This is a genomic window from Pseudomonas sp. RT6P73, from assembly GCF_054897715.1.
Genome location: NZ_JBUBUV010000002.1, coordinates 3,221,617 through 3,244,670 on the forward strand (window position 1 = coordinate 3,221,617; position 23,054 = coordinate 3,244,670).

The following is a 23,054-nucleotide window of genomic DNA, read 5'->3' on the forward strand; positions in this document are numbered from 1 at the left end:
TAGCCCGACCCCTTCGCCACGCGCACGCTGAAACTTCGAAAGCCAAACTCCAAAGGAGAACGCCATGACAACGGTAGCCATCATTCAGCGCCCGCCCGTGCTGCTCGATCGCAGCGCGACGATCGCCCGGGCCGTGCAATCAGTCGATGAGGCAGCGGCGGCGGGAGCCTCGCTAATCGTTTTGCCCGAACAGTTTATTCCAGGTTACCCGTCATGGATCTGGCGGCTGGCGGCGGGAAGGGACGGGGCTGTCATGGGCCAGTTGCATACGCGGCTGCTGGCCAACGCCGTCGATATCACCAACGGTGACCTGAGCCAATTGTGTGAGGCCGCCAGGATTCACGCTGTGACGATCGTGTGCGGCATCAATGAATGCGACCGGCGCAACGGAGGCGGCACGCTCTATAACAGCGTAGTCGTTATCGGCGCGAACGGCGCAGTGCTCAACCGCCACCGCAAGCTGATGCCAACCAATCCCGAGCGCATGGTGCATGGCTTCGGTGATGCAACCGGGTTGCGCACGGTCGATACACCGGTCGGCCGCGTTGGCACGCTCATCTGCTGGGAAAGCTACATGCCGCTGGCACGCTATTCACTGTATGCCCAAGGGGTGGAGATCTACGTCGCACCCACGTACGACAGTGGCGATGGCTGGATCTGCACGATGCGCCACATTGCACTCGAAGGCCGCTGTTGGGTGCTCGGCAGCGGCACCTTGCTGCGTGGCAGCGACATCCCCGACGACTTCCCGGCTCGTACGCAGCTGTTTCCCGATCCGGACGAATGGATCAACGACGGCGACTCGGTGGTGGTCAATCCTCAAGGCCGGATCGTGGCCGGTCCCTTACACCGGGAGGCAGGCATTTTGTATGCGGACATCGACGTCGCACTCGTGGCACCGGCGCGGCGGGCGCTCGACGTCACCGGGCATTACGCGCGCCCGGACATTTTCGAGCTGCAGGTGCGACGTACGCCGGCCACAGCGGTGCGCTACATCGACGAATGAAGACGGGCAACGGCGTAATCGCCTGGCCATTGATAAAGGAGTCATGCCATGAGCATTGAACGGTCTTACCAGGGCAGTTGTTTTTGCGGCGCGGTCGAGTTCACCGTCAGCGGCGAGCCGGCCGGAATGGGCTATTGCCATTGCGAATCGTGTCGGCATTGGTCAGCAGGACCGGTCAATGCCTTCACGCTGTGGAAACCCGACGCGGTGCAAGTGACTCGGGGCGCCGACAACATCGGCACCTACAACAAGACACCGCGCAGTTTCCGCAAGTGGTGCAAGACGTGCGGCGGGCACCTGTTCACTGAACACCCTGAGATAGGACTGATCGATGTGTATGCGGCGGTCATTCCGGATCTCGAGTACTCGCCGGGTGTTCACGTGCACTATCAGGAGACGGTGCTGCGGATCAAAGATGGATTGCCCAAGCTGAAGGATGTCCCCGGCGAATTAGGCGGATCGGGTATCAGCGTGGAGGAATAACGCTGTCATTGAAGATTCCATTGGTCGGGCCTGCCTTGCTCTGTAGATTCAATCGCTATAGTTTTGAATCCATGGATTCATAGAGGCATAGAACATGGCAGTCCCCCTCCAGGAACAAGCCTTCACAAAAGCCCAATGCGTCACCGGCCTACGCGCCGCAGTCGGCATCCTCGAAAAATGGAGCGCCTCCAGCGATCAGGCCTGTCGCATCCTGCGCATTTCCCGCAGCACCTACACCCGCGCCCGGCAGCGCGATCCCTCATGGTCCGTCGCGCTGGACTCAGATCAGATGCAACGCATCAGTTTTGTCCTCAACATCCACGCCGCACTGCGCCTGATCTTCGATAACCCTGAAAACGTCTACGGCTTCCCGTCGATGGCTAACCACAACGAGTTTTTCAATGGGCGCAGCCCGCTGGAGATCATGGCTCAAGGCGACATGATTTCCTTGTATGAAACCTTCAAACGCATTGATGTGCTGCGCGGTGCGCAATGGTGAGGGTGAGCGAACTGGCAGAACTTGCCGGCGAGCAGCTGCAGGCTTACCGATTGGTCAATTCGAAGTTTCCACCGATTGCGATGTTTGATGACGTGGCGGATGCGGACGAGTTTGAGGTGCTGTATCAGATTCAGGCGCTGACCAATCCCAGGCTGAAAAATGAAGTGGGTCATCTTGAGTTGATTGCGCGGGATCAGATTCCGTTCGGCATTCCTGGCTGCTCTTACGCGACGGCGCCTTTTACTCACGTCAACCCGGCGGGCTCGCGGTTCAGCGATGGCAGTTTTGGGGTGTTGTATCTGGCGGACTCCATGGAAACGGCGTTGGCCGAGGTGCGGCATCACCAGAGTCTGTACTGGTCGAATGTCCCGGGCCTCAACTATGAGCGGTTTGTGTTTCGGGGGTTGTCCTGCTCTTTCGTGGATGCAGCGATGAGGGATGTTGCCGCCATTGCGATCACTGATCCTGTTTACGATCCTGACGATTACACCGAATCGCGGCGTTTGGGGAGGTCCGTCAAAGAGGCGCGATGGCCTGGGATTCGTTACCACTCCGTGCGGATGCAGGGCAGTTATTGCTGGGCGCTGATGACGCCGAGATCGGTTTTATCAATCGTTCAGGCAGCGCATTACGAGATGGTCTGGAATGGTCAGGTGACCAGTGTCAGCAAGATCAGCGAGGCCTGATCGCGTCTAGCCCGGGCCTTTCGCATCCATCGCTGACATCAATAGTCACCATCAACTCAATGAAGTTCTCATAAAAAATCCGCGGCGTAAGATCGGCTCCATACCAAAACAACTACACCCCGGAGCACACAATCATGAAACGCCAAATCCTTCTCAGCATCGCTTTCTCGGTTTTTGCAGTTAACGCTTTCGCCGCTTCCTCTGCTCACCCGGTTGTCGCTGAAGGCGGCTCGGATCGTCTGATTGAAAGTCGTGTGGCTGAAGGTGGTTCCGACCGTCTGATCGAAAACCGCGTCGCTGAAGGTGGTTCGGATCGTCTGATCGAGAACCGCGTCGCTGAAGGTGGTTCGGATCGTCTGATCGAGAACCGCGTTGCTGAAGGTGGTTCGGATCGTCTGATCGAGAACCGCGTTGCTGAAGGTGGTTCCGACCGTCTGATTGAAAACCGCGTTGCCGAAGGTGGTTCCGACCGCCTGATCGAAAACCGCGCTGTATAAATGAATAGCTTTACCGAAGTACTCAAAAATGAGCCCGGCCTAACCAGCCGGGCTTTTTTACGCCCTCCATTTGCGACCGCCAGGTGCTCTTGCGCGCAAGCCTTGCGACAAAACTCCCACTACACCGGTTTGCTCAGTGCAGCATCGATCATGAGACGCACACCCCGCAGCACCTGAGCCGACACCTCAGGCCGCGCCTTCGCCGTGGCCCGCGCAACCGAGAGCGAGCCGACCATTGCCGCAACGATGCCCATGGCGGTGGCCAGTGCGTCGACGTCGGGATTATTGGCGGCGACCCTGCGCTCAAACGCCCGCACCAGCACCATGTAACCCTCGGTGTACTTCGCGCTGATCGCAGCATCCTGGCGGCCGATTTCGCTGGCGGACGCCGCCATTGCGCAGTGCTCGGCATAGTTGTCGCGGTTGTCGACGGCCAGATACTCGGACAGGAAGCGATCCAGGTCTGGCTCGCCATCGACCGTGCCCGTATAGAGCTTGGCATTGCCCTGCTCCAGGCTCCACGCCAGCGCCTCGGCGGCCAGCGCTTCCTTGGACGGGAAATGCGCGTACAGCGCGCCGTGCGTCAGGCCGGCCGACTTGCTGATTTCGGCTACGCCCACACCGTCGATCCCTTTCTCGCGAAACAGGCGGCTGGCGGTCTCCACCAGGGCGGCGCGATTGGCTTCTGATTTTTCTTTCGAGATTTTCATGATGAGGTTCCTCCGTGTTCATTCTTGCATACTATGATTGCGCTCACAATTAACAAGAATCCAGCGCCTACAAGGTTTTATTACGACAAGAATATTTATGTTGACTTTAATAAATGCGAGCGCCATTATTAACTCAATGATTGCGAGCGCAATCTTACAGGGCGAAAGCCTCATCCAACCAGAGCACACGATCATGAAAATAAAAAATTCCGTTGCCTTCGTTACCGGCGCCAACCGTGGTCTTGGCCTTGCGTTCGCTAAAGAGCTCGTGGCGCGTGGCGCGAGCAAGGTCTACGCCGGGGTGCGCAACCCTGAAGGCGTCAACATTCCGGGGGTGATCGCCATTCGTCTTGACGTCAGCGACCCGGCGTCGGTTGCCGCGGCAGTGGCCCAAGCAGGCGACGTGACGCTGCTGGTCAACAATGCAGGCATCGCCCGCCTGCTGCCTTCCATGCTGGAACCTGGCCTGGTGGAAATGGCCCGCGAAATCTTCGAAACCAATTACTACGGCGTCATGCACGTCAGCCTGGCCTTCGCCCCTGTGCTTAAAGCCAACGGCGGCGGCGCAATCGTCAACGTGCTGTCGGATGCGGCCTGGATTGCGGCGCCTTTTCTGTCTGCCTACGCGGCATCGAAAGCGGCAGCGTGGAGCTTTACCAACTCGCTGCGCATCGAACTCCAAGGCCAGGGCACCAGCGTGCAAGGTCTGCACGTGGGCTTTATCGACACCGACCTGACCCATGGTTTCGACGTGCCGAAAGTTCAGCCATCCGACGTCGTGATCCAGTCGCTGGACGGCGTGGAAGCTGGCCTGAAAGAAGTACTCGCAGACCAAGGGACACGCGACATAAAAGCCAGCCTGTCTAGTGGGCAAGCGGCTTACCTCAACCCCGAAACCGGCGCCTAAGGAGCACACCCATGCACCTCTTCCAGCGGCTGGCCCTCGGGGCTGTCTTCGCCTTCGCAGTCAGCGGCGCCATTGCGGCGCCGGCGACCACGCATAACAGCGCACCCAATCAATTCGTCGAAGCTGACGGCGTGCGATATGCCTATCGCCAGTTCGGCGCGCAGACGGGCGTTCCGGTCATCTTGCTCCAGCACTTTCGCGGCAATATGGATTACTGGGACCCGGCCGTGACCGATGGCCTGGCACAGCAGCGGCCGGTCTACCTGTTCGACAATGCCGGCGTGGGCCTCAGCACCGGTGAAACACCCGATTCGTTCGAAGCCATGGCCGACAACGTAGCCGCCTTTGCCCGCGCCCGCGGCTTGACGCAAGTCGACGTGCTTGGCTTCTCAATCGGCGGCATGGTGGCGCAGGAAGTTGCGTTGCGCCATCCGCAACTGGTGCGCCGGCTGATCCTGGCGGGCACGTCGCCGCGCGGCGGGGTCTCGGGACATGATCCACGGGTTCCTGGAATCGCGTTGCGCGAATCGATCGCCACGCAGGAAGAAACCGCTTATCTGTTCTTCGATCCGGCACCGTCAAGCCAACAGGCAGCCCGGGATTTCTGGGAGCGGCGTCACGAACGCACGGAAGGCCTCGACAAGCTCAGCTCCATGAAAGTCATCGCGGCCCAAGGGGCGGCGCTGGGCAAATGGAGCGTTCCCGGGGACGGCTCTTTTTCGCAATTGAACCAGATTACCCAGCCAACCCTGGTGGTCAACGGCAGCAAAGACAGGATGGTGCCCACCGAGAACTCCTACACGCTGCAACAGCACATTCCGAACGCCAAGTTGCTGATCTATCCGAATTCGGGGCATGGCGCCCTGTTCCAATATGCCAACGATTTCGTGTCGCAAGCCAACGCCTTCCTGAACTAGCTCGAAAACCGCCGTTGCGTAATCCAAATGTAGTCCGTCGTTGAATTTTATCGCCCCCAATTCTCCTGGAGTACGACCATGTCAGCACTATCATTTCCGGCGTTCCGGCGCTGCCTGTTAGCTGTTTCAGCAACCGCTGGTGCTCTGGCACTGGTCGCCCTCGTCTCGCCCTCTTACGCCCGGGCCGCTACGACGCCTGAGGCCGCCGCCACTGTCGAGAAGGACAGCGCCATTCGTCCTTTCAAGGTCAACATTCCTGAAGACGCGGTGGCCGATCTGCGCAAACGTGTACTGGCGACCCGCTGGCCCGACCGCGAAACGGTCAATGATCAATCCCAGGGCGTGCAACTGGAAAAGCTGCAGGCGCTCGTGGGCTATTGGGGCACCCAATACGACTGGCGCAAAGTTGAAGCCCAACTCAATGCCTTGCCGATGTTCGTGACCAAAATCGACGGCCTCGACATCCAGTTTATCCATGTCAAATCCAAACATCCGAACGCCCTGCCGCTTCTGCTCACCCATGGCTGGCCCGGTTCGATTCTGGAACTGACCAAAGCCATCGGCCCGCTGACCGACCCGACGGCCTACGGCGGTCGTGCCGAAGACGCCTTTGACGTGATCATTCCCTCGATGCCTGGCTACGGTTTCTCGCAAAGACCCAACGACGGCGGCTGGGGTCCCGACCGTATCGGCGTGGCGTGGGATGTGTTGGTCAAGCGCCTGGGCTACAAGCGCTACGTGTCGCAAGGTGGCGACTGGGGATCGGTGATCGCCGATGCCATGGGGCGCCAGGCACCGCCCGGCCTGCTGGGGATCCACGTGAACATGCCGGCCACCGTGCCCGCCGATGTCGCCAAGGCGATCAACGACGGCACCCCTCCTCCCGCCGGCCTGTCGGCCAAGGAGACCGCGGCTTATGAGTCGCTGAAAACCTTCTTCGGCAAAAATGCGGCTTACGGCGCCATGATGAGCACCCGGCCACAAACGGTCGGCTACGGCTTGTCGGATTCACCCGCAGGCCTCGCCGCGTGGATGTTCGACAAATTCAACCAATGGACCTACAGCGGCGGCGATGCGGAAAAATCCCTGACCAAGGACGAAATACTCGACGGCATTTCCCTCTATTGGCTGACCAACAGCGCTATCTCGTCCGCTCGCCTGTACTGGGAAAACAACACCAACAACTTCAATGCCGTGGAACAGAAGACCCAGGACATCAAGATCCCTGTCGCGGTGACCGTGTTCCCTGGCGAGATCTACAAGGCGCCGAAAACCTGGACCGAGCGCGCCTATCCCAACCTGATCTATTTCAACGAAGTGGACAAGGGCGGCCATTTCGCTGCCTGGGAACAGCCTGAATTGTTCGCCAAGGAACTGCGCGCAGCCTTCCGCTCGTTGCGCTAAAAGCTGAGTTGCACGGGTCTGCCCATTGTTCTGATGGGCAGGCCGCACCACCGATTTCTGTCCGCAAGAATCAATCCCAGCGTTAATCCACAATGAACAACTTGGCCCCCGTAGTGCTGAATGATCGATGCCCCTCGGCGTTGTTGCCCACCTGATAGCTCATCCCGGCGGTGAGCGTGAACTGGCGACCATCCTCCAGTTCCGTGTGCAATTCGCCTTCCAGACACAGCAGGATATGACCTCTCCAGCACCAATGATCGGCCAGATAGCCGGGGCTGTACTCAACCATCCGCACACGCGTCGAACCAAACTGGCAGGTTCGCCACCAGGCGGTACCGGTCTGTCCAGCGTACTGGACAGGCTCGACAGTCGACCAATCGGTCGTACCAAAGGGAATAGCCGTTAGATCCATGGTTGCCTCATCAGTGAAAGAGTGTCTGGACCGTACCCATCCAGTGATACTTTCGATAGACACAGACGCCACTCATTTATGAGATACAGGCGCCCATGGCAGAGGCAGCTTTCCTGCTTATGGGTTGGCCTACGGCAGCACCCGATTCACATCACTCCGGCCGGCCGTTTCATTTGGAGAAGCAGACCGCTAGCTCGCAGCATTGCGCTTCCGTCGCGCCTCTTCATCCTCCGCCAATGCCTGACGAACGAGCGCCCGAGCGGCCCAGGCGGCGGTGTCGAGTGATTCTTCGACGCTTGCGCGACTGATATCGCGCACCGCGATCAATGCCTCGGTGCCCATCACGATCGACAGCGCCTGCTTCAACCGTTTGCGCGCCCGGGGTGAGAGCACGTCCTTCAGTGAGTCGACAATCGGCTCGATGTAGCTCATGCGCCGTCCAGGCCGCAGCGGCGTCTCGTGGGACTCGTTTTCGAGCCACACCGTCATGAACGAGCGCTCCATCACGTGCAGGCCGATCTCGTCGTCGATCAAGAGTTTGTTCAACGCGTTCGCCGCCAGACCAATGCCCTTTACCGGATCGTCTCCCGGCCGCCAGATGCGCTCCAGCGGCGGCAGGTCACGGTCGGCCGCGGTCTCGCTGATCAACGCCTCGGTCGAGGGAAAGTAGCGATACGCCGTGGCGCGCGACACCATCGCGCGCTCGGCTACTTGCGAAAGTGTCGGGTTATGGCCTTCGTCGCGCAAAGCGATGGCGGCATCGATCAGCGCCTGGCGCGTTCGGCGCTTCTGATTGTCGCGGCCCTGATCGCCGTCACCGCTGGACGGGCTTGACTTCGAATTTGGCATGGAGTAAATGAGATCCTGTCTTGTCGTGAGACTTTAGTCTCATAATAGACACTGAATCACCCACCAACAAGAGGTCGCTTGCACAACCTCGCGGCGACTTCAAATCGATTGTTTCAGCAACTGAGCGCGCCTCAGGGCGCATGAGGTGAATGCCATGAATCATAACCCCCGTTCGCGGACCTGGTTTCGGCTCGCTGCCCTCTACTTTGCCATTGGCGTGATGTTGGGTGTGGCGATGGGTGCGTCCGGCGACCACTCGCTCTTCGCGGTACATGCCCATATCAATTTGTTGGGATGGGTGTCGATGGCCCTGTTCGGCATCATCGGCACAGCGCACCCGTCGATCACCGAAGGGCGCGTTGCTGCCGCACAGTTCTGGACGTACAACGTTGGCGTCCCGGTGATGCTCGGTGCACTCACGCTGCGGCTCAAGGGCTTCCCGTCAGTCGAGCCACTGATTGGCGTTGCATCAATCCTCATTGGCTGCGGCGTGCTGCTATTTGGGTGGCTGGTGTACTCGCGCATTAGTGTGACGGCCGAGGGTTTGAGTAGCGCGACACGGGAATCGCGCCTGTCATAACGCGCAACCGCTATTCTTATCTGGGGGCACCCTGAAAAAGGAGATGCCAGTATGACTACCTTGAAACTTCACCCTTTACTGGACAACGGTATCCAACCCGCCGCCGCGAATTTCACCGGTGGCACCCTGCAATGCCTGTGTGCGACCGACAAGGTCGAGGTCAAGATCGGCGCACAAACGCTGCATAATCATGCGTGCGGCTGCAGCAAATGCTGGAAACCACAAAACGCGACATTCGCCGTCATTGCCGTGGTACCTCGGGATAAGGTCAGCGTCACTGCCCACGGCGAAAAACTGGCGATTGTCGACGAATCCGCCACCATCCAGCGCCACGCCTGCAAGCAGTGCCACGCCCATCTCTTCGGGCGCATCGAGAACAAGGACCATGCGTTTTATGGCCTGGACTTCGTCCACACCGAGCTCTCACCCCAGCGCGGATGGGCGGCGCCGGGCTTCGCGGCGTTTGTGTCTTCCATTATCGAAACCGGCACACCGCCCGCGCAAATGAAGGCGGTCCGTGAACGCCTGCGCTCGATCGGCCTGGAGCCCTACGACTGCCTGTCCCCGGACTTGATGGACGCAATGGCAACGCATGTCGCCAAGCAGAAAGGCCTGCTCCCCGCCTGATTGATCGGCTGCCGCGGTTTCTTTACCGGACCGCGGCCCCGGTTCAATGTCAGCTCATGCGGATTGTCTGCGCCAAGTCCCGGGCGATGTGCCGAATTGGCGTTTGAATGCACGACTGAACGCGGCTTCGGATTCGTAGCCAACAGCGAAGCCGATTTGCGCCACATTACCGCGACCTTCGCGCAGCTGTTGAGCCGCCACGTGCATACGCCAGAGCGTGAGGTATTGCATCGGTGGCTGTCCGACCAATGCCGTGAAACGCTCCGCGAATACCGAACGCGACATGCCCACTTCAAGCGCCAGGGCTTCTGCGGTCCAGCCCTCGGTTGGACGAGCATGGAGCAGTGCCAATGCACGCCCGACATGCGGATCTCGCAACCCCGCCAGCCATCCGCGGCGCTCGGCCGGGAGGCTCGCGACATACTGGCTGACGGCTTCGACGAACAGCAATTCGGACAGCTTGGCGATGACCGTTGCCGAGCCGACGCGCCCTGCCGCGATCTCACTGACCGCGAAACGGAATGAGCTCTCAATCCAGGCTCCCGAAGCCGTCGCGCGTACGTCCAGTTTCAACAAGGATGGCAGCGACGAAAGCAACGGACTGAACGGTGTTTCAGAGCCGAGGAATCCGCACAATAACTGTGTGGCCCCGCCGCCCCCGCCGTACTTGATACGGGAAATGCCGCCGACTTCCGGCGGCTGAATAACGTCGCGCGCGGACATGGGCGCAATGCTCAGATCACTGCCAAACGTATGAACGTCATTGCGAGGCAGCAGAATGAGTTCGCCTGCCCGCACGTCGAGGGTGGCGCCCTCGTCGATGCGCAATTGCATGTGCCCCGCCGCGACAAAATGCGAGGCCACCTGCATCGACTGCCACAAAGGCATTGCTCACAAGCTGCCCGATATGAGTGGAGTGAAAGGCTGGTAAGAGGCAAGTCGGCTATCGATTCACGAAACGCCGTCAACCAGCCTCACCCTGTGGCAGTCAGACGGTCCAAGTTTTTGACCGCTTGATGAGCGAACATCCATCGGCAACAGAGGCTGGCCGGATTCGTTGTCCAACAGCACCGAACGCGTCTCCTGCGCCTCGAACAGAAAACGTTCGCCCCACTGCCTCATGCTGATCACCACCGGAAAGATCTCCCGCCCTTTGTCCGTAAGGACGTACTCCTTGTAGGCGCTTCCATCTGACGCCGGTCGAACGTCGAACACACCGATCTCAACCAGCGCCTTCAGTCGCGATGCCAGAATATTCTTGGCCACGCCCAAGCTCTTTTGAAATTCGCTGAACCGGCGAATGTCGTCGAATGCATCGCGGATGATCATGAGCGACCAGCGATCCCCGATCGCATCCAGTGTTCTTGCTACGGGGCATTCGCTGCTTTGCGGTGAAGTGCCTTCGACCATCGTATTTACCTTTTGGATGAGGATTGCCAAGCCTGCTGAACAACCTGGTTGCAATTTAAAACTCGATTCAGCAATAATCGAAACAAGTTGTTAATTGAAACCAGTTTAACGCCACGGAGGCGCGCATGACAGCAGACGCCCAACGTTTCTCCCGGCAGCCTTCGCAATTGCCGCCTACGGATACGGGAGAACGCAGCAGGATCGACCGATCTCCGGGGCTTTCTCCGTCGCTCACGTTACTGTTTTCCGTCACCTGCGCACTGGCCGTGGCCAATGTTTACTTCGCCCAACCCTTGCTCGCCTCAATGGCTGAAAGCCTGGGCGTCACCTCAGGATTGATCGGGGTCGTGGTGACGGCCACTCAGGCTGGATACGCACTGGGGTTGCTGTTCATCGTACCGCTGGGCGACAGGGTCAACCGTAAACGGCTGATTTTGACCCAAGTGATGCTGTCCGCAATTGCGTTGGCAGCAGTCGGTGCCTCCCAGCAATGGCTGGCCCTGCTGGGAGCCATGATCGTGATGGGCTTGTTGGCCGTGGTCGTTCAGGTGCTTGTGGCCTATGCCGCCGTGCTGGCAACGCCATCACAACGTGGGCAGGCCGTGGGAACCGTCACCAGCGGCGTTGTCCTGGGCATTCTTCTGGCGCGGTTTACCTCTGGGCTGATCGCAGACCTGGCGGGCTGGCGCGCTGTTTACTTCGTTTCCTCAGGGTTGATGCTGATACTCGCGGCGGTGTTCTGGAAAGTGGTGCCTGCCGCGGTGTCGCCACGCAATCAAGACGCCTACCCGGCGCTCATCGGGTCGCTTTTCAAGCTGTTCATGACCGAGCCGGTTCTGCGGATCAGGGGCCTGCTGGCCTTGCTGATCTTTGCCGCTTTCTCCGTGCTGTGGACGTCCATGGTGCTGCCGTTGAGCGCTCCACCGTTGTCGCTTTCACACACGGCCATCGGCCTGTTTGGCCTGGCCGGCGTCGCCGGTGCCCTGGCTGCCAGAAGAGCCGGTCGCTGGGCCGATCAAGGTTTGGGACAACGAACTACCGGCCTTTCACTGGGGCTCCTGACGCTTTCCTGGTTGCCCATCAGTTTTGCCGAGACGTCCCTGATCGCGCTGATCTTGGGAGTGGTCTTGCTCGACTTCGCGGTACAAGCCGTACACGTCACCAACCAGAGCCTCATTTTTGCCGCACGACCCGACGCGCAAAGTCGCATGGTCGGCGCCTACATGTGTTTCTACTCGGTCGGTAGCGCGCTGGGGGCGGCAGCCGCGACCCAGGTTTATGCGCTCTGGGGCTGGACGGCAACCAGCCTGCTGGGCGCCTTGATCAGCGCTGCAGCTTTGGCGCTGTGGGCTTTTACGAGCCGTTTCTCAACGCCCCTTCAAGGAAGATCCACATGAAAGCCAGGCACCTGCTGCTCGCCATCTCGATTACTGCCATTGGGGGTTTGAATTTCTCGGTGATCAAACTGGGCCTCACCACCGTTGGTTGGTTTGTACGGACAGCGTGTACTAAGTGCGGCGCTAAGGCGTTCTGGCAGACTCGGCAATAGCTAGAAAGCAGGCACCAAGATCACGATTGCCGCTGGCTGGCTGCACATAACGGCAACTGGCTCTTGCATTGACATATTGACATATCGGTAAATTTCGATATCTTCAGGCCATGGAATTACTCGAAATATTCAAAGCCCTCTCGAACCGTACGCGCCTTGAAATCTTGAAAGGTTTGAAGGATCCCGCGAAAAGCTTCCCTCCGCAGGATGAGGGTGACGTTCATACGGTTGGCGTTTGCGTCAGCAGTATTCAAGAAGGCGTCGGACTGTCGCAGTCAACGGTGTCTGATTACCTTGCAACTCTGCAACGAGTGGGCTTGGTCGAAGTCAGGCGCATCGGTCAGTGGACCTACTACAAGCGGAATGAAGCAACCATCAGCGCTCTTGCCGAGATCATCGGGAGAGAGCTTTAATCTTCACCCTCAGAATATCGACAATTCCCGATATCCCTTTTTCCAGAAATGAGGTTCAGCAATGAAAGCAATGCCATAGAGAAATTCGTATTTTTTTGCCTTTTCATATCGAGATTTCCCGATATCCCTTTTTCCAGAAATGAGGCTTTACAATGAAAGCGATAATCCTTGAAGCATTTGGTGGCCCGGAATCGTTCCAACTGTGCGACGTGCCCAAGCCAGTGCCGCACACGGGACAAATCCTGGTCCGGGTACAGGCAACCTCCGTCAATCCGTTGGATTATCAGGTCCGACGTGGCGATTATCCCGACCTGGTACAACTGCCGGCGATTACCGGACACGACATATCTGGCGTTGTCGAAGAGGTCGGGCCGGGTGTGACGACCTTCGCTGTGGGAGACGAAGTCTGGTACACCCCGCAGATATTTGACGGACCAGGGAGTTACGCCGAGTACCACGTTGCTGCCGAAAGCATTGTCGGGAAGAAGCCTCCCTCGCTGAGCCATCTTGAAGCGGCAAGCCTGAGCCTGGTCGGCGGAACCGTGTGGGAAGCACTGACCGTGCGTGCGGCGCTCAGAGTGGGGGAAAGCGTTCTCATACACGGCGGCGCAGGGGGCGTCGGTCATGTGGCGATCCAACTGGCAAAAGCCATTGGGGCAAGGGTGTACACGACCGTGCGCGAGGCAAACTCCGAGTTCGTCCGACGTTTAGGTGCCGATGTGGTCATCGACTACGAAAAGGAGGATTACGTCGACGCCATCATCCGGGAGACGGATGGCCGCGGAGTCGATGTCGTGTTCGACACCATCGGCGGCAACACACTGTCGCGTAGCCCCGACGTGCTCGCACAACTTGGCCGCGTGGTCACGATTGTGGACATTGCACAGCCACAAAACATCGTTCAGGCCTGGGGCAAGAACGCGAGTTATCACTTCGTTTTCACCAGACAAAATCGCGGCAAGCTTGATGAGCTGAGCGCATTGGTAGCGCGCGGTCAGTTGCGGCCACACGTTGGCGCTGTTTATTCGCTTGCCGACATTGCGCTCGCCCATGCCCGGCTGGAGACTCCGAACAACGGTGTTCAAGGAAAAATCGCGATTGCAGTCGGGCCGTTGGCTCAGCTCGTCAGCGCGAACGCTTAAACCGCTGAACTCACTTGAAGGGAACGCCATGATTTATGAGATCGCTCTACTCCCCGTTCATAAAGAACACATCGAAACGTTCAGACGTGCATTTGCCGAGGTCGCTCCGTTGCTTAGCCGCGCAAAGGGTTACCGCGGGCACTTGCTCGCGCAAGGGATCGAAACCCCCCAGTTATTCAATCTGATCGTGCGATGGCAATCACTTGAGGATCACACTCCGGGCTTCGAAGCGAGTGAAGACCATCGGGTGTTCATGATGGGCTTACAGGATTATTTTTCGGAAGAACCGAGGGTCTATCATATTGAGGGGGAGGCTTTTGCTACAGGCGAACACGATGATCCGAACAGCTCCGTTGATCGCCACGTTTGCTGAAAGCATTTCTTCTCTCCTGCCTTGCGGGCTGGGGTGACCCAGTCCGCTTTGGGCCCAAAGGCACCCCTGCCTCCCAATCGATCAACCCAATAACCGGGCATACCGCTCCAGATCAATATTCCCTCCGCTGACGATCACCCCTACCCGCTTCCCCTCCAGCGCCTTGCCTGAATGACGAACAGCCGCCAGTCCCAAACATCCGGTTGGCTCGACCACCATCTTGGCGCGGCTTGGTGGTGAAGCCGTTCAGTGTCGACGTGCCGTTTATCAGCATCCTGGTTTTCCAGGCGGGTAAACCCATGACCGACAACGCCAAACAATTCATCCGCGCCCTGCGCATTCAACTCAACCGCGACTTGGCGCATTTGCCGAAAAAATAGGCAGCGCATGTCCTATTCTTCTAACCAACCCACAACGCCGGACTTCGACATGCCCGCCCCCGAATCCACCCTCCTCGACAGCTGGCACCACAACGCCCACTCCTGGATCGAAGCCATCCGCAGCGGCGCCATCGAAAGCCGCCTCACGGTCACCGACCAGGCCATCCTGCTGGCAGTGCTGGGACGTCAGCCGGAGCGCGTGCTCGACCTGGGCTGCGGCGAAGGCTGGCTGTTGCGCGCGCTGGCTAAACGGGGCATCACGGCGGTTGGTGTGGATGGCGATGGGACGCTGGTCGAGGCGGCGCGGGCGGCGGGTTCTTGCTCGGTGCATCTGGCGAGCTATGACGAATTGGTGGAGGCGAAGGTGGACGTCGGCCGCGACTACAACCTGATCTGCGCCAACTTCGCGTTGCTGCACCAGGACATCATCCCGCTGCTCGCCGCCATGAACGCCCTGCTCGCCCCTGGCGGTGCGCTGGTGATCCAGACGCTGCATCCGTGGGCCGCAGCGGCGGGCGACTATCAGGATGGTTGGCGGGAAGAAACCTTTACCGGGTTCAAGGGCCAGTGGCAGCCCATGCCGTGGTATTTCCGCACCTTGTCCAGCTGGCTGAACGCGCTGGACATGGCCGGGTTTCGGCTGGCCGACCTGCAGGAGCCGCAGCACCCGCAAAGCCAGGTGCCGCAGTCGTTGCTGTTGGTGGCCGAGCCGCGGCGGTGAGTGCGCGCAAAGCGCTGATCAGACCGTCGATTGAACACCTGCGGCCTGCCGCCCCTTGAACGCCAGCGCAAAGCAGAAAAATATCACCAAGGCGAACCCGGCCGGGAACAACCAGATGCTCTTCCAGTCATGGCTGCCCGTCAGCGCAAAGTGGTCGGTCACCTGCCCCGCGACCCAGAATCCGATCAGCATGCCCAGGCCGTAAGTCGCCAAAGTAATCAGGCCTTGGGCCGAGCTTCTGAAGCGTTCCGGTGCTTTGGCGTCGGTGTAGATCTGGCCGGACACAAAGAAGAAGTCGTAGCAGATGCCGTGCAAGGCGATGCCGGTAAACAGCATGAACGCCAGGTCGCCATTGTTGCCGTAGGCGAACAGCAAGTAGCGCAAGGCCCACGCCAGCATGCCCACCAAGAGCGCAATCTTGATCCCGAAGCGGTGAATGAACAGCGGCAGAAGCAGCATGAATAGCACTTCGGAAACCTGCCCGATGGCCATCTTCGCCGTCGGGTTGGTCACGCCGATCTCCGCCAGAAACGGGTTGGCATTCTGGTAATAAAACGCCAGCGGAATGCAGATCAAAATGGAGGCGATGAAGAACACCAGATAACTGCGGTCCTTCAGCAAGCTCAGGGCGTCGAGCCCGAGCATTTGCTTGAGGCCGCTGCGGCCCTCCTCAGGCTTCAGTGGCGCAGTGCGCGGCAAGGTGAAGCTGTAGAGGCCTAGCAGCAGAGAGGCAATCGCCGACATCAGAAAGGTATTGCGCAGCCCGCCTGACGAAATCATGGCCTGGGAATCCCAGGCAAACACGAAGCTGATCACCACACCGGCCACGATCCAGCCGATGGTGCCCCACACGCGGATGCGCGAGAACTCGAGGGCCGGGTCGCGCATCTGCCGGAACGCCACTGAATTCACCAGTGCCAGGGTTGGCATGTAGATCATCATGTACGCCAGCACGTACGGGTAAAACGTGCTGAAGTCCGGCGCGCGATACAGCTGATACAGCAACACGGCGCCCACCAGGTGCAACACCGCGAGGATGCGTTCGGCATTGAAGAAGCGGTCGGCAATCAAGCCGATCACAAAGGGCGCGATGATCGCGCCCCAGGACTGGGTAGAGAACGCCATGCCGATCTGCCCGCCGCTGGCGCCCAGGTTACTGGCGAGGAACGTACCGAGGGTGACAAACCATCCGCCCCAGATAAAGAATTGCAGGAACATCATGGCGCTCAATCGCGCGGTCATCGTGGACATAACAGTCACCGTCTTATTGTTTTTCTTGTTGGAGAGAGAAGCGAACAACGTTGTGATCAGGCGTCGGGCAAGCCCAGCAATCGTCGATTGAAACCTTCGTCCGACTGAACGCTGGCGAAATCGTCGAACGCCTTCTGCGTCTTGGTGATCATGTGCTGCTCAATGAACGCCGCCCCTTGCGCAGCGCCCTGGGCGGAGTCCTTGAGGCAACACTCCCACTCGAGCACGGCCCAGCCGCTGAAGTCGTATTGGGTCAATTTGCTGAAGATCGACTTGAAGTCGATCTGACCATCACCCAGCGAACGGAAACGCCCCGGCCGCTCGACCCAACCCTGGTAACCGCCGTAGACGCCCGAGCGCGCATCGGGCCGGAATTCGGCGTCTTTGACGTGGAACATGCGGATGCGCGCGTGGTAACGATCGATGAAGCCCAGGTAGTCCATTTGCTGGAGCAGCAGGTGGCTCGGGTCATACAAAATCGCGGCGCGTGGATGGTGGTCCACTGCTTCAAGAAAACGCTCGAACGAGGCGCCGTCGTGCAGGTCTTCGCCGGGGTGGATTTCGTAGCAAAGGTCGACACCGGCCGCCTCGAAACAATCAAGAATCGGCAACCAGCGTTTAGCCAGCTCGGCAAAGCCTTGTTCGACCAACCCGCTCGGACGTTGCGGCCATGGGTAGACATAAGGCCACAACAGCGCACCGGAGAAGGTCGCGTGGGCCTTCAACCCCAGGCGCTGACTGGCACGGGCTGCGAGCTTCAATTGCTCGATGGCCCACTCGGTGCGCGCCTGCGGTTGGCCGCGTAAATGCGCCGGGGCAAAGTCGTCGAACAAGGTGTCGAACGCCGGATGCACCGCCACCAATTGGCCTTGCAGGTGGGTCGACAACTCACTGATCTGGACGCCCGCTTGAGCACAGACGGCGTTCAATTCGTCGCAGTAATCCTGGCTTTCGGCGGCGCGCGCCAGGTCGATGTACTGCGTGCCCAAGGTCGGCAGCTGAATGGCCTTGTAGCCTTGGGACGCCGCCCACTGGGCGATATTGGCCAGGGTGTCGAAGGGCGCTTCGGCGGACATGAACTGCGCGAGGAAGATCCCCGGGCCGCGCAGGCCTGCTTGAGAACTAGGGTTCACGGGAGAGTGCTCCGGGTTCATTGTGGGCAGACCAGTTCGGTCCATTTCGTGTCACCACGATGATTGGCAATCACGGTCTCGATGAAGGCCATGCCGCGCAACCCGACGTCGATGCCCGGTACGCCGGGGGCTTCGTTGCCGTCGATGTTGCTGCGAATAGCAGTGGCGAAATCAGCGTAGAGGTTGGCCATGGCTTCCAGATAACCCTCGGGATGCCCGGCCGGCAAACGCATGCGTCGGGTCGCAGCGTCGCACAACCAGGGTTGGCCGACACCGGAACGCAGCACGCGCATCGGTTGATCGAGGGAGCGATGGATCAGGCTCGACGGTTCTTCCTGACGCCATTCCAGGCCGCCCTTGTCGCCGTAGACGCGAATCTTCAACGGGTTCTCTTCCCCCGCGCACACCTGGCTGGCAATCAACACACCGCTCGCACCGTCGGCCATCTTGAACAGCATCGCCGCGTCATCGTCCAGTTGCCGACTGGCAATGTGGGTATTCAACATCGCGCACAGGTGCTGGATGGGTTGGTCCGCGACGAATTCGGCCAATGAAAAGGCATGGGTGCCTATATCGCCGATGCAGCCTCCCAGCCCGGACTGCTCAGGCAGATCGCGCCAGCCGGCCTGTTTGTTGCCCTGCCCCGCCACATCCTCGCTCAGCCAGCCCTGGGGGTATTCCACGATCACTTTGCGCACGGTGCCGATCACGCCGTCGCGAACCATCTGCCGCGCCTGCCAGACCATCGGATAACCGAGGTACGTGTGGGCCAGGCCATAGAGGCGATCGCTGCTTTTAAGGACAGCCTTGAGCGGCAGCAACTCGGCCAGATTCAACGCCGCCGGTTTCTCGCTGAACACATGAAACCCCGCACTCAGTGCCTCGCTGGCAATTGGGGCGTGCAAGTGATTGGGGGTGACAATGATCAGCAATTCCATGCGCTGGTCGGCGGGCAATGCGCGCTCGGCCTCAAGCATCTGCCGCCAGTCGCCGTAGCAACGCGAAGCGGACAAACCCAGCGCGGCACCGCTGTCCTGATTGTTGCGGGGGTCGCGACTGAACGCGCCACACACCAGTTCAAAACGGCCATCGAGCCCGGCGGCCTGGCGGTGGGCCTGACCGATGAAGGCACCCTCCCCGCCACCGACGAAGCCCATTCTTATTTTTTGCAGTGGAGCATTCATCGCAAGTCTTCTCTATTTGAGGCGGCTTCAGACGGCTTTAAAGGGATGAAACCTCAAGCCGATGTAACCGGTTACATCATGGCGGAAATTTAGGCCCTGTTTGACGAGGTGTCAAACCCCGAATGATTCGCCAGGAAAATTTCGGGGTGGCGTCGACCTGCGCTAAGCTCGCCGCTGCACAGTTCGATAACGAGGTGGTCTTGTCCAATATTCGCGAAGTAGCCAGGCTGGCCGGCGTCTCCGTCGCCACGGTGTCGAGGACGCTGAAGTCGCCTGAACGCGTGCTCCCCGACACGCGCGACAAGGTCAATGCCGCCGTGGAAAAAGCCGGTTATCGACCGAACCTGATGGCGGTGCAATTTCGTTCGCGCAGAACCGGCAACCTGGTGATTCTGGTGCCGACCATCGCCAACACCTTTTTCGCCAAGGTGATCAGCGGCGCGCAACAAGCCGCCCAGCTCGCCGGTTATCGGCTGCTGTTGTGCGATACCCAGGGCCGCGAGGAAATCGAACGGGAGTTTGCCGAATTGGTGTACGCCCATCAGGCCGATGGCGTGATTCAGTTGCGCGCCTATGATCCTTTCGAAGCGCCCTTCCCCAGCGCCGAACTACCGCCAATCGTCAATGCCTGCGAGGTGATTCAAGGCGGCCGTCATCCCACCATCCGCCTCGACAACCACGCGGCCGCCAAGGCCATGACCGAGCATTTGATCGAGCTGGGCCACCGCCGGATCGGCCTGATCAAAGGCCCGAAAAGCAGCCCGCTGACCCGCGATCGCGTGGCCGGTTATCAGGACGCCTTGCATCAGGCCGGTATCACGTCGGATCCCGCGCTGATCTGCCATGGCGATTTCAGTCTCAAGGCCGGCGATGACGGTGCCGCCGCGATGCTGGCGTTGCCCGACCGCCCCACGGCGCTGTTTTGCGAAAACGATGAAATGGCCATCGGTGCATTGAAGCGCATCAAGCAACAGGGCCTGCGAGTCCCCGATGACATTTCATTGGTGGGTTTTGATGACATTCCCTTCGCGGCGTACTGCGATCCGCCCCTGACGACCATTTCACAACCGGCCGAAACCTTCGGCCAGAAAGCCGTGGAAATGTTGATTGCGCTGATCGAGAAGAAACCGATCGAACAACGGCATGTGGTGTTGCCGTTCACATTAACCTTGCGCAACAGCACGGCGGTGGTCAGGAAGCGCTGACAGTTTCCCCGCCGAGGCCTGGGCTAAATTCCCTTGCGCACCCGCCCCGGCGCCTCGCCATACACTTCCTTGAATTTTTTGCTGAACGCCGCCTGGGATTGATACCCGACCTGCGCGGCAATGTCGCTCAACCCCAGGTGCGAATGACTCAACAAGCTGAACGCCAGCTCCATCCGTATCTGAGTCAACAGCACCCAGGGCGACACGCCGGCCACCTTCACGAATGAGCGCATAAAGGTCGCTCGCGACATGCTGGCCGCGTCGGCCAGGGCCTCGATGGTCCAGCCGTGCGCGGGGTCGGCGAGGATGGCCTGCCAGGCGAGACCCAAGCGTTTGTCCGCCAACAAGGCCAGGGTTCCGCTGGTCTGGCCGTGAGTCGCCAGGTGCGCCCGCAGCATCAAGGTGAACAGGGCCTGGGACAGTGCGTCGAGCAAGAACCGCGCCCCCGCCTGCTCGCCGTCCGCCTCACTGCGCAACATCGCGACCAGTGCCGCCAGCGGTCCATTGGCCGGCAACGCATCGCGGGGAATCACCAGGTACGCGGGCAACGCGGCAAACAGCAGCGAGGCGCGGTTGTAATGAAAACGCCCACAGAGCATGTCCAGATCAGGGCTGGCATTACCGATGCGACGCACCTGCAACACGCCGCCGGTCTCGACGTGGGGTTTGCTCGGTGCAACGGTTTTGCCCGGACTGTGAATGACATGGGCGGTGCCTGACGGCAGCAGCAGGATGTCTCCCGCGCGCATCGGCAAGCGCTGACCGCCAGGCAACTCCACCCGGCACTCCCCCGCCAGCACGATGTGATAAGGCGCCACGCCCAACGCTTCCTGCTCGTGCTCCAGCGCCCAGTCGCCCTGAAACTGGCAGCGCAAATCCAGGCTGCCGCGCACGTTGGCCAATGAGATGAGTTTATCGATCGACTTCATAGGAGCGCATCGCAGAGGAAATGAGCGGATCGAACACGTCGAGCCTTGGGGAGCGACAAGACTAAGCGATTTCGTTGAGCGCCGGTGCAGCGGATCGTGGCTCCGGACATTTGAGACGATCGAGCAAAAACCTGAGCGCGTCGCACAAAAGCGCCAGGTAGCAAACCCGCAGACTTCCCGCATTCCCACACAACGTGAATTGCTGGAGAAGTCCCATGCTGCATTCCTTCACCGCCGGGCTGCGCATCATCGGCAAACTCGACACCCTTGGCACCCACCTGATGCGCCTGGCGATCGCCATCGTTTTCCTGTGGATCGGCGCGCTGAAATTCGTCCCGTACGAAGCCGACAGCATCACCCCGTTTGTCGCCAACAGTCCGTTTCTGTCGTTCTTCTATGAGCACCCGCAAGACTACAAAACGCACCTGACCCATGAAGGTGAACTGAACCTGGACAAGCGCGCCTGGCAGTCCGCCAACAACACCTACACCTTCTCCCATGGCCTGGGGGTGGTGGAAATCCTGATCGGCGTGCTGGTGCTGTCCAACCCGCTCTCACGCAAAACCGGCCTGCTCGGCGGCGCCCTGGCCTTCGCCACGCCGCTGGTGACCCTGAGTTTCCTGATCACCACCCCCGAAGCGTGGGTCGCGGCCGCCGGCGATGCCCAGCACGGCTTTCCTTACCTGTCCGGCGGCGGGCGCCTTGTACTCAAGGATGTGCTGATGCTCGCCGGTGCCCTGCCGGTGATGGCCGATTCCGCCCGCCGTTTGCTGCAAGAACACGCCTGACCACTTTTGGATTCTGGAAAATCATTATGAAAACCCTGGCCGTTTTGTTACTCACCCTCGTCACCGGCAGCGCATTTGCCGCCACCGCGCCTGAACCCGCCCGCACCGGCGTGGCACTGGATGTGGCGAAAACCATCAGCGTGACCGACACCAGCAAGGAGTGCGGCGTGGTACCGGTGGAATGGGTGTATGAAGACTCACACGGTGCGCGGCACGTCGCGACTTATTCGGTAATGGGCGAAGGCTGCGCGGGGGGTTGAAGACTGACCTGACACGACCCGCCTTGTAGGCCCGTCGCTGCACGAGTGACCGCGGCCCGATTGCAGCGTTAAAATCCGACAGGTTTGGTTCATATGTTTGAGGAAGATCCCGTTATGTCCAGTCTCGACACCTCCCTGCAAGACACCGCCGCGCCTGATGGCGTTTGTTATGGCTGCGGCAGCAACAATCCGCACGGGCTCCACATAAAGAGCTTCTGGCATGAGGACGGCGTGCATGTCATGGCCGAGCACGTACCGGATGCCATGTACTGCGGCTGGCCGGATCTGGTGTACGGCGGGCTGATCGCGATGCTGGTTGACTGTCATTCGAACTGGACGGCGATGGCTTACCACTACCGAATAGAAAACCGCGAAGTCGCCAGCCTTCCCCGCATCAATTGCGTCACCGGCAACCTTGGCATCAAGTTCATCAAACCGACACCGATGGGCGTACCACTGACCCTGCGTGCACGAGTGGAAGGCGATGTCGGGCGCAAAACCCGTGTCATCTGCGAGGTCTACGCCGGGGACGTGCTCACGGCTGTTGGAGACTCCGTGTTTGTTCGGGTGGATACCGAACAATTGGCGGCGGTTGCGCATAATCGGTAGCTTGTTTACATGCTCCAGAGACCGTCTGTTCAGGCGCATGTCTTTTCTTCCTGCTGGGCTAACATTGGCTAATAACGGTCAGTCGTAACTAATGGCAACAGGACAATAGCGCTCATTTAAAAGTGTCTTG

29 protein-coding genes and 3 pseudogenes are annotated in these 23,054 nt (G+C 59.7%); 22 read left to right on the forward strand and 10 right to left on the reverse strand.

Annotated features, from left to right (window positions below; translation table 11 throughout):
• Positions 1–64: 64 nt before the first annotated feature.
• From ACYZT6_RS15250 to ACYZT6_RS15270, 5 genes are all read left to right on the forward strand, one after another.
• The gene (locus ACYZT6_RS15250; protein WP_462027619.1) at positions 65–1,006 is read left to right on the forward strand and encodes a carbon-nitrogen hydrolase family protein; all 942 of its coding nucleotides are present in this window, start codon (positions 65–67) and stop codon (positions 1,004–1,006) included.
• Between the two features lie 48 nt (positions 1,007–1,054).
• A complete protein-coding gene (locus ACYZT6_RS15255) occupies positions 1,055–1,489 on the forward strand; it encodes a GFA family protein (RefSeq protein ID WP_462027620.1) in 435 nt (144 codons plus the stop codon).
• Between the two features lie 94 nt (positions 1,490–1,583).
• A complete protein-coding gene (locus tag ACYZT6_RS15260; RefSeq protein WP_461974494.1) occupies positions 1,584–1,988 on the forward strand; it encodes an antitoxin Xre-like helix-turn-helix domain-containing protein in 405 nt (134 codons plus the stop codon).
• Complete coding sequence (locus ACYZT6_RS15265) at positions 1,982–2,674, forward strand: RES family NAD+ phosphorylase (RefSeq protein ID WP_462027621.1); 693 nt, start codon at positions 1,982–1,984, stop codon at positions 2,672–2,674. The genes ACYZT6_RS15260 and ACYZT6_RS15265 overlap by 7 nt, the downstream gene beginning before the upstream one ends.
• 134 nt (positions 2,675–2,808) lie before the next feature.
• Complete coding sequence (locus ACYZT6_RS15270; protein WP_052909715.1) at positions 2,809–3,171, forward strand: hypothetical protein; 363 nt, start codon at positions 2,809–2,811, stop codon at positions 3,169–3,171.
• Between the two features lie 119 nt (positions 3,172–3,290).
• Here ACYZT6_RS15270 and ACYZT6_RS15275 read toward each other — a convergent pair whose 3' ends face one another.
• Positions 3,291–3,881 carry a TetR/AcrR family transcriptional regulator gene (locus ACYZT6_RS15275; RefSeq protein WP_462027622.1) on the reverse strand — a complete coding sequence of 197 codons (591 nt, stop codon included), beginning with the start codon at positions 3,879–3,881 and terminating at the stop codon, positions 3,291–3,293.
• 193 nt (positions 3,882–4,074) lie between these two features.
• Here ACYZT6_RS15275 and ACYZT6_RS15280 point away from each other — a divergent pair, with 193 nt between their 5' ends.
• The 3 genes from ACYZT6_RS15280 to ACYZT6_RS15290 all read left to right on the forward strand — a co-directional run bounded on the left by ACYZT6_RS15280 (position 4,075) and on the right by ACYZT6_RS15290 (position 7,109).
• Positions 4,075–4,788, forward strand: coding sequence for an SDR family oxidoreductase (locus ACYZT6_RS15280; protein WP_462027623.1), 714 nt, complete (start codon positions 4,075–4,077; stop codon positions 4,786–4,788).
• Between the two features lie 11 nt (positions 4,789–4,799).
• Positions 4,800–5,705 (forward strand): alpha/beta fold hydrolase, encoded by a 906-nt coding sequence (locus ACYZT6_RS15285; protein WP_462027624.1) that lies wholly within the window; start codon positions 4,800–4,802, stop codon positions 5,703–5,705.
• A 78-nt stretch (positions 5,706–5,783) separates the two neighbouring features.
• The gene (locus ACYZT6_RS15290) at positions 5,784–7,109 is read left to right on the forward strand and encodes an epoxide hydrolase family protein (RefSeq protein WP_462027625.1); all 1,326 of its coding nucleotides are present in this window, start codon (positions 5,784–5,786) and stop codon (positions 7,107–7,109) included.
• An 82-nt stretch (positions 7,110–7,191) separates the two neighbouring features.
• On the opposite strand, the gene ACYZT6_RS15295 is transcribed toward ACYZT6_RS15290, so the two are convergent.
• Together ACYZT6_RS15295 and ACYZT6_RS15300 are read right to left on the reverse strand one after the other, a co-directional pair.
• Positions 7,192–7,521, reverse strand: coding sequence for a DHCW motif cupin fold protein (locus tag ACYZT6_RS15295; protein WP_462027626.1), 330 nt, complete (start codon positions 7,519–7,521; stop codon positions 7,192–7,194).
• Between the two features lie 189 nt (positions 7,522–7,710).
• Positions 7,711–8,370: a TetR/AcrR family transcriptional regulator gene (locus ACYZT6_RS15300; RefSeq protein ID WP_462027627.1), complete on the reverse strand. Its 660-nt coding sequence runs from the start codon at positions 8,368–8,370 to the stop codon at positions 7,711–7,713.
• 154 nt (positions 8,371–8,524) lie between these two features.
• Here ACYZT6_RS15300 and ACYZT6_RS15305 point away from each other — a divergent pair, with 154 nt between their 5' ends.
• Both ACYZT6_RS15305 and gfa read left to right on the forward strand, forming a co-directional pair.
• The gene (locus ACYZT6_RS15305) at positions 8,525–8,950 is read left to right on the forward strand and encodes a hypothetical protein (RefSeq protein WP_462027628.1); all 426 of its coding nucleotides are present in this window, start codon (positions 8,525–8,527) and stop codon (positions 8,948–8,950) included.
• A 51-nt stretch (positions 8,951–9,001) separates the two neighbouring features.
• On the forward strand, positions 9,002–9,577 hold the full coding sequence (gfa, locus tag ACYZT6_RS15310; protein ID WP_462027629.1) for an S-(hydroxymethyl)glutathione synthase: 576 nt from the start codon (positions 9,002–9,004) through the stop codon (positions 9,575–9,577).
• Between the two features lie 54 nt (positions 9,578–9,631).
• Here the strand turns inward: gfa and ACYZT6_RS15315 are convergent.
• Positions 9,632–10,441 (reverse strand): annotated as a pseudogene (locus tag ACYZT6_RS15315) (AraC family transcriptional regulator); the annotation flags it as partial.
• Between ACYZT6_RS15315 and ACYZT6_RS15320 the strand changes: the two are divergent.
• A complete protein-coding gene (locus ACYZT6_RS15320) occupies positions 10,398–10,508 on the forward strand; it encodes a NapC/NirT family cytochrome c (RefSeq protein WP_462027630.1) in 111 nt (36 codons plus the stop codon). The pseudogene ACYZT6_RS15315 and the gene ACYZT6_RS15320 sit on opposite strands and share 44 nt — an antisense overlap.
• 20 nt (positions 10,509–10,528) lie before the next feature.
• On the opposite strand, the gene ACYZT6_RS15325 is transcribed toward ACYZT6_RS15320, so the two are convergent.
• Complete coding sequence (locus ACYZT6_RS15325) at positions 10,529–10,987, reverse strand: winged helix-turn-helix transcriptional regulator (protein ID WP_462027631.1); 459 nt, start codon at positions 10,985–10,987, stop codon at positions 10,529–10,531.
• 125 nt (positions 10,988–11,112) lie between these two features.
• On the opposite strand from ACYZT6_RS15325, the gene ACYZT6_RS15330 reads away from it, so the two are divergent.
• The 5 genes and pseudogenes from ACYZT6_RS15330 (at position 11,113) to ACYZT6_RS15350 (ending at position 14,464) form a co-directional block, all read left to right on the forward strand.
• On the forward strand, positions 11,113–12,384 hold the full coding sequence (locus ACYZT6_RS15330) for an MFS transporter (RefSeq protein ID WP_462027632.1): 1,272 nt from the start codon (positions 11,113–11,115) through the stop codon (positions 12,382–12,384).
• Positions 12,381–12,470, forward strand: a pseudogene (locus ACYZT6_RS15335) (EamA family transporter); the annotation flags it as partial. The gene ACYZT6_RS15330 and the pseudogene ACYZT6_RS15335, both read left to right, overlap by 4 nt.
• A gap of 176 nt (positions 12,471–12,646) precedes the next feature.
• On the forward strand, positions 12,647–12,949 hold the full coding sequence (locus ACYZT6_RS15340; protein ID WP_461974527.1) for an ArsR/SmtB family transcription factor: 303 nt from the start codon (positions 12,647–12,649) through the stop codon (positions 12,947–12,949).
• Positions 12,950–13,101: 152 nt separating this feature from the next.
• Complete coding sequence (locus ACYZT6_RS15345) at positions 13,102–14,091, forward strand: zinc-dependent alcohol dehydrogenase family protein (protein ID WP_462027633.1); 990 nt, start codon at positions 13,102–13,104, stop codon at positions 14,089–14,091.
• Positions 14,092–14,119: 28 nt separating this feature from the next.
• Positions 14,120–14,464, forward strand: a complete 345-nt coding sequence (locus ACYZT6_RS15350) for an antibiotic biosynthesis monooxygenase family protein (RefSeq protein ID WP_462027634.1) — start codon at positions 14,120–14,122, stop codon at positions 14,462–14,464.
• Positions 14,465–14,545: 81 nt separating this feature from the next.
• Here ACYZT6_RS15350 and ACYZT6_RS15355 read toward each other — a convergent pair.
• Positions 14,546–14,695, reverse strand: a pseudogene (locus tag ACYZT6_RS15355) (serine dehydratase); the annotation flags it as partial.
• Positions 14,696–14,700: 5 nt separating this feature from the next.
• Between ACYZT6_RS15355 and ACYZT6_RS15360 the strand changes: the two are divergent.
• Together ACYZT6_RS15360 and ACYZT6_RS15365 are read left to right on the forward strand one after the other, a co-directional pair.
• Positions 14,701–14,844: a hypothetical protein gene (locus tag ACYZT6_RS15360; protein WP_462027635.1), complete on the forward strand. Its 144-nt coding sequence runs from the start codon at positions 14,701–14,703 to the stop codon at positions 14,842–14,844.
• A gap of 49 nt (positions 14,845–14,893) precedes the next feature.
• Complete coding sequence (locus ACYZT6_RS15365) at positions 14,894–15,565, forward strand: class I SAM-dependent methyltransferase (protein ID WP_462027636.1); 672 nt, start codon at positions 14,894–14,896, stop codon at positions 15,563–15,565.
• Positions 15,566–15,583: 18 nt separating this feature from the next.
• Here ACYZT6_RS15365 and ACYZT6_RS15370 read toward each other — a convergent pair whose 3' ends face one another.
• The 3 genes from ACYZT6_RS15370 to ACYZT6_RS15380 are packed head-to-tail and all read right to left on the reverse strand — an operon-like array spanning position 15,584 to position 19,133.
• Positions 15,584–16,816: a nucleoside permease gene (locus ACYZT6_RS15370; protein ID WP_462027637.1), complete on the reverse strand. Its 1,233-nt coding sequence runs from the start codon at positions 16,814–16,816 to the stop codon at positions 15,584–15,586.
• 56 nt (positions 16,817–16,872) lie between these two features.
• The gene (locus ACYZT6_RS15375) at positions 16,873–17,970 is read right to left on the reverse strand and encodes a sugar phosphate isomerase/epimerase family protein (RefSeq protein WP_462029957.1); all 1,098 of its coding nucleotides are present in this window, start codon (positions 17,968–17,970) and stop codon (positions 16,873–16,875) included.
• Positions 17,967–19,133 (reverse strand): Gfo/Idh/MocA family protein, encoded by a 1,167-nt coding sequence (locus ACYZT6_RS15380; protein WP_462027638.1) that lies wholly within the window; start codon positions 19,131–19,133, stop codon positions 17,967–17,969. The genes ACYZT6_RS15375 and ACYZT6_RS15380 overlap by 4 nt, the downstream gene beginning before the upstream one ends.
• Before the next feature lie 200 nt (positions 19,134–19,333).
• Here ACYZT6_RS15380 and ACYZT6_RS15385 point away from each other — a divergent pair, with 200 nt between their 5' ends.
• Positions 19,334–20,338, forward strand: coding sequence for a LacI family DNA-binding transcriptional regulator (locus tag ACYZT6_RS15385; protein WP_462029958.1), 1,005 nt, complete (start codon positions 19,334–19,336; stop codon positions 20,336–20,338).
• 23 nt (positions 20,339–20,361) lie between these two features.
• On the opposite strand, the gene ACYZT6_RS15390 is transcribed toward ACYZT6_RS15385, so the two are convergent.
• Positions 20,362–21,267, reverse strand: coding sequence for an AraC family transcriptional regulator (locus ACYZT6_RS15390; protein WP_462027639.1), 906 nt, complete (start codon positions 21,265–21,267; stop codon positions 20,362–20,364).
• A 215-nt stretch (positions 21,268–21,482) separates the two neighbouring features.
• Here ACYZT6_RS15390 and rclC point away from each other — a divergent pair, with 215 nt between their 5' ends.
• The 3 genes from rclC (at position 21,483) to ACYZT6_RS15405 (ending at position 22,924) form a co-directional block, all read left to right on the forward strand.
• Positions 21,483–22,055 (forward strand): reactive chlorine resistance membrane protein RclC, encoded by a 573-nt coding sequence (gene rclC / locus ACYZT6_RS15395; RefSeq protein WP_462027640.1) that lies wholly within the window; start codon positions 21,483–21,485, stop codon positions 22,053–22,055.
• A 26-nt stretch (positions 22,056–22,081) separates the two neighbouring features.
• Complete coding sequence (locus tag ACYZT6_RS15400; protein ID WP_462027641.1) at positions 22,082–22,315, forward strand: DUF2790 domain-containing protein; 234 nt, start codon at positions 22,082–22,084, stop codon at positions 22,313–22,315.
• Positions 22,316–22,429: 114 nt separating this feature from the next.
• A complete protein-coding gene (locus ACYZT6_RS15405; RefSeq protein ID WP_462027642.1) occupies positions 22,430–22,924 on the forward strand; it encodes a PaaI family thioesterase in 495 nt (164 codons plus the stop codon).
• The last annotated feature ends 130 nt before the right edge of the window (positions 22,925–23,054 follow it).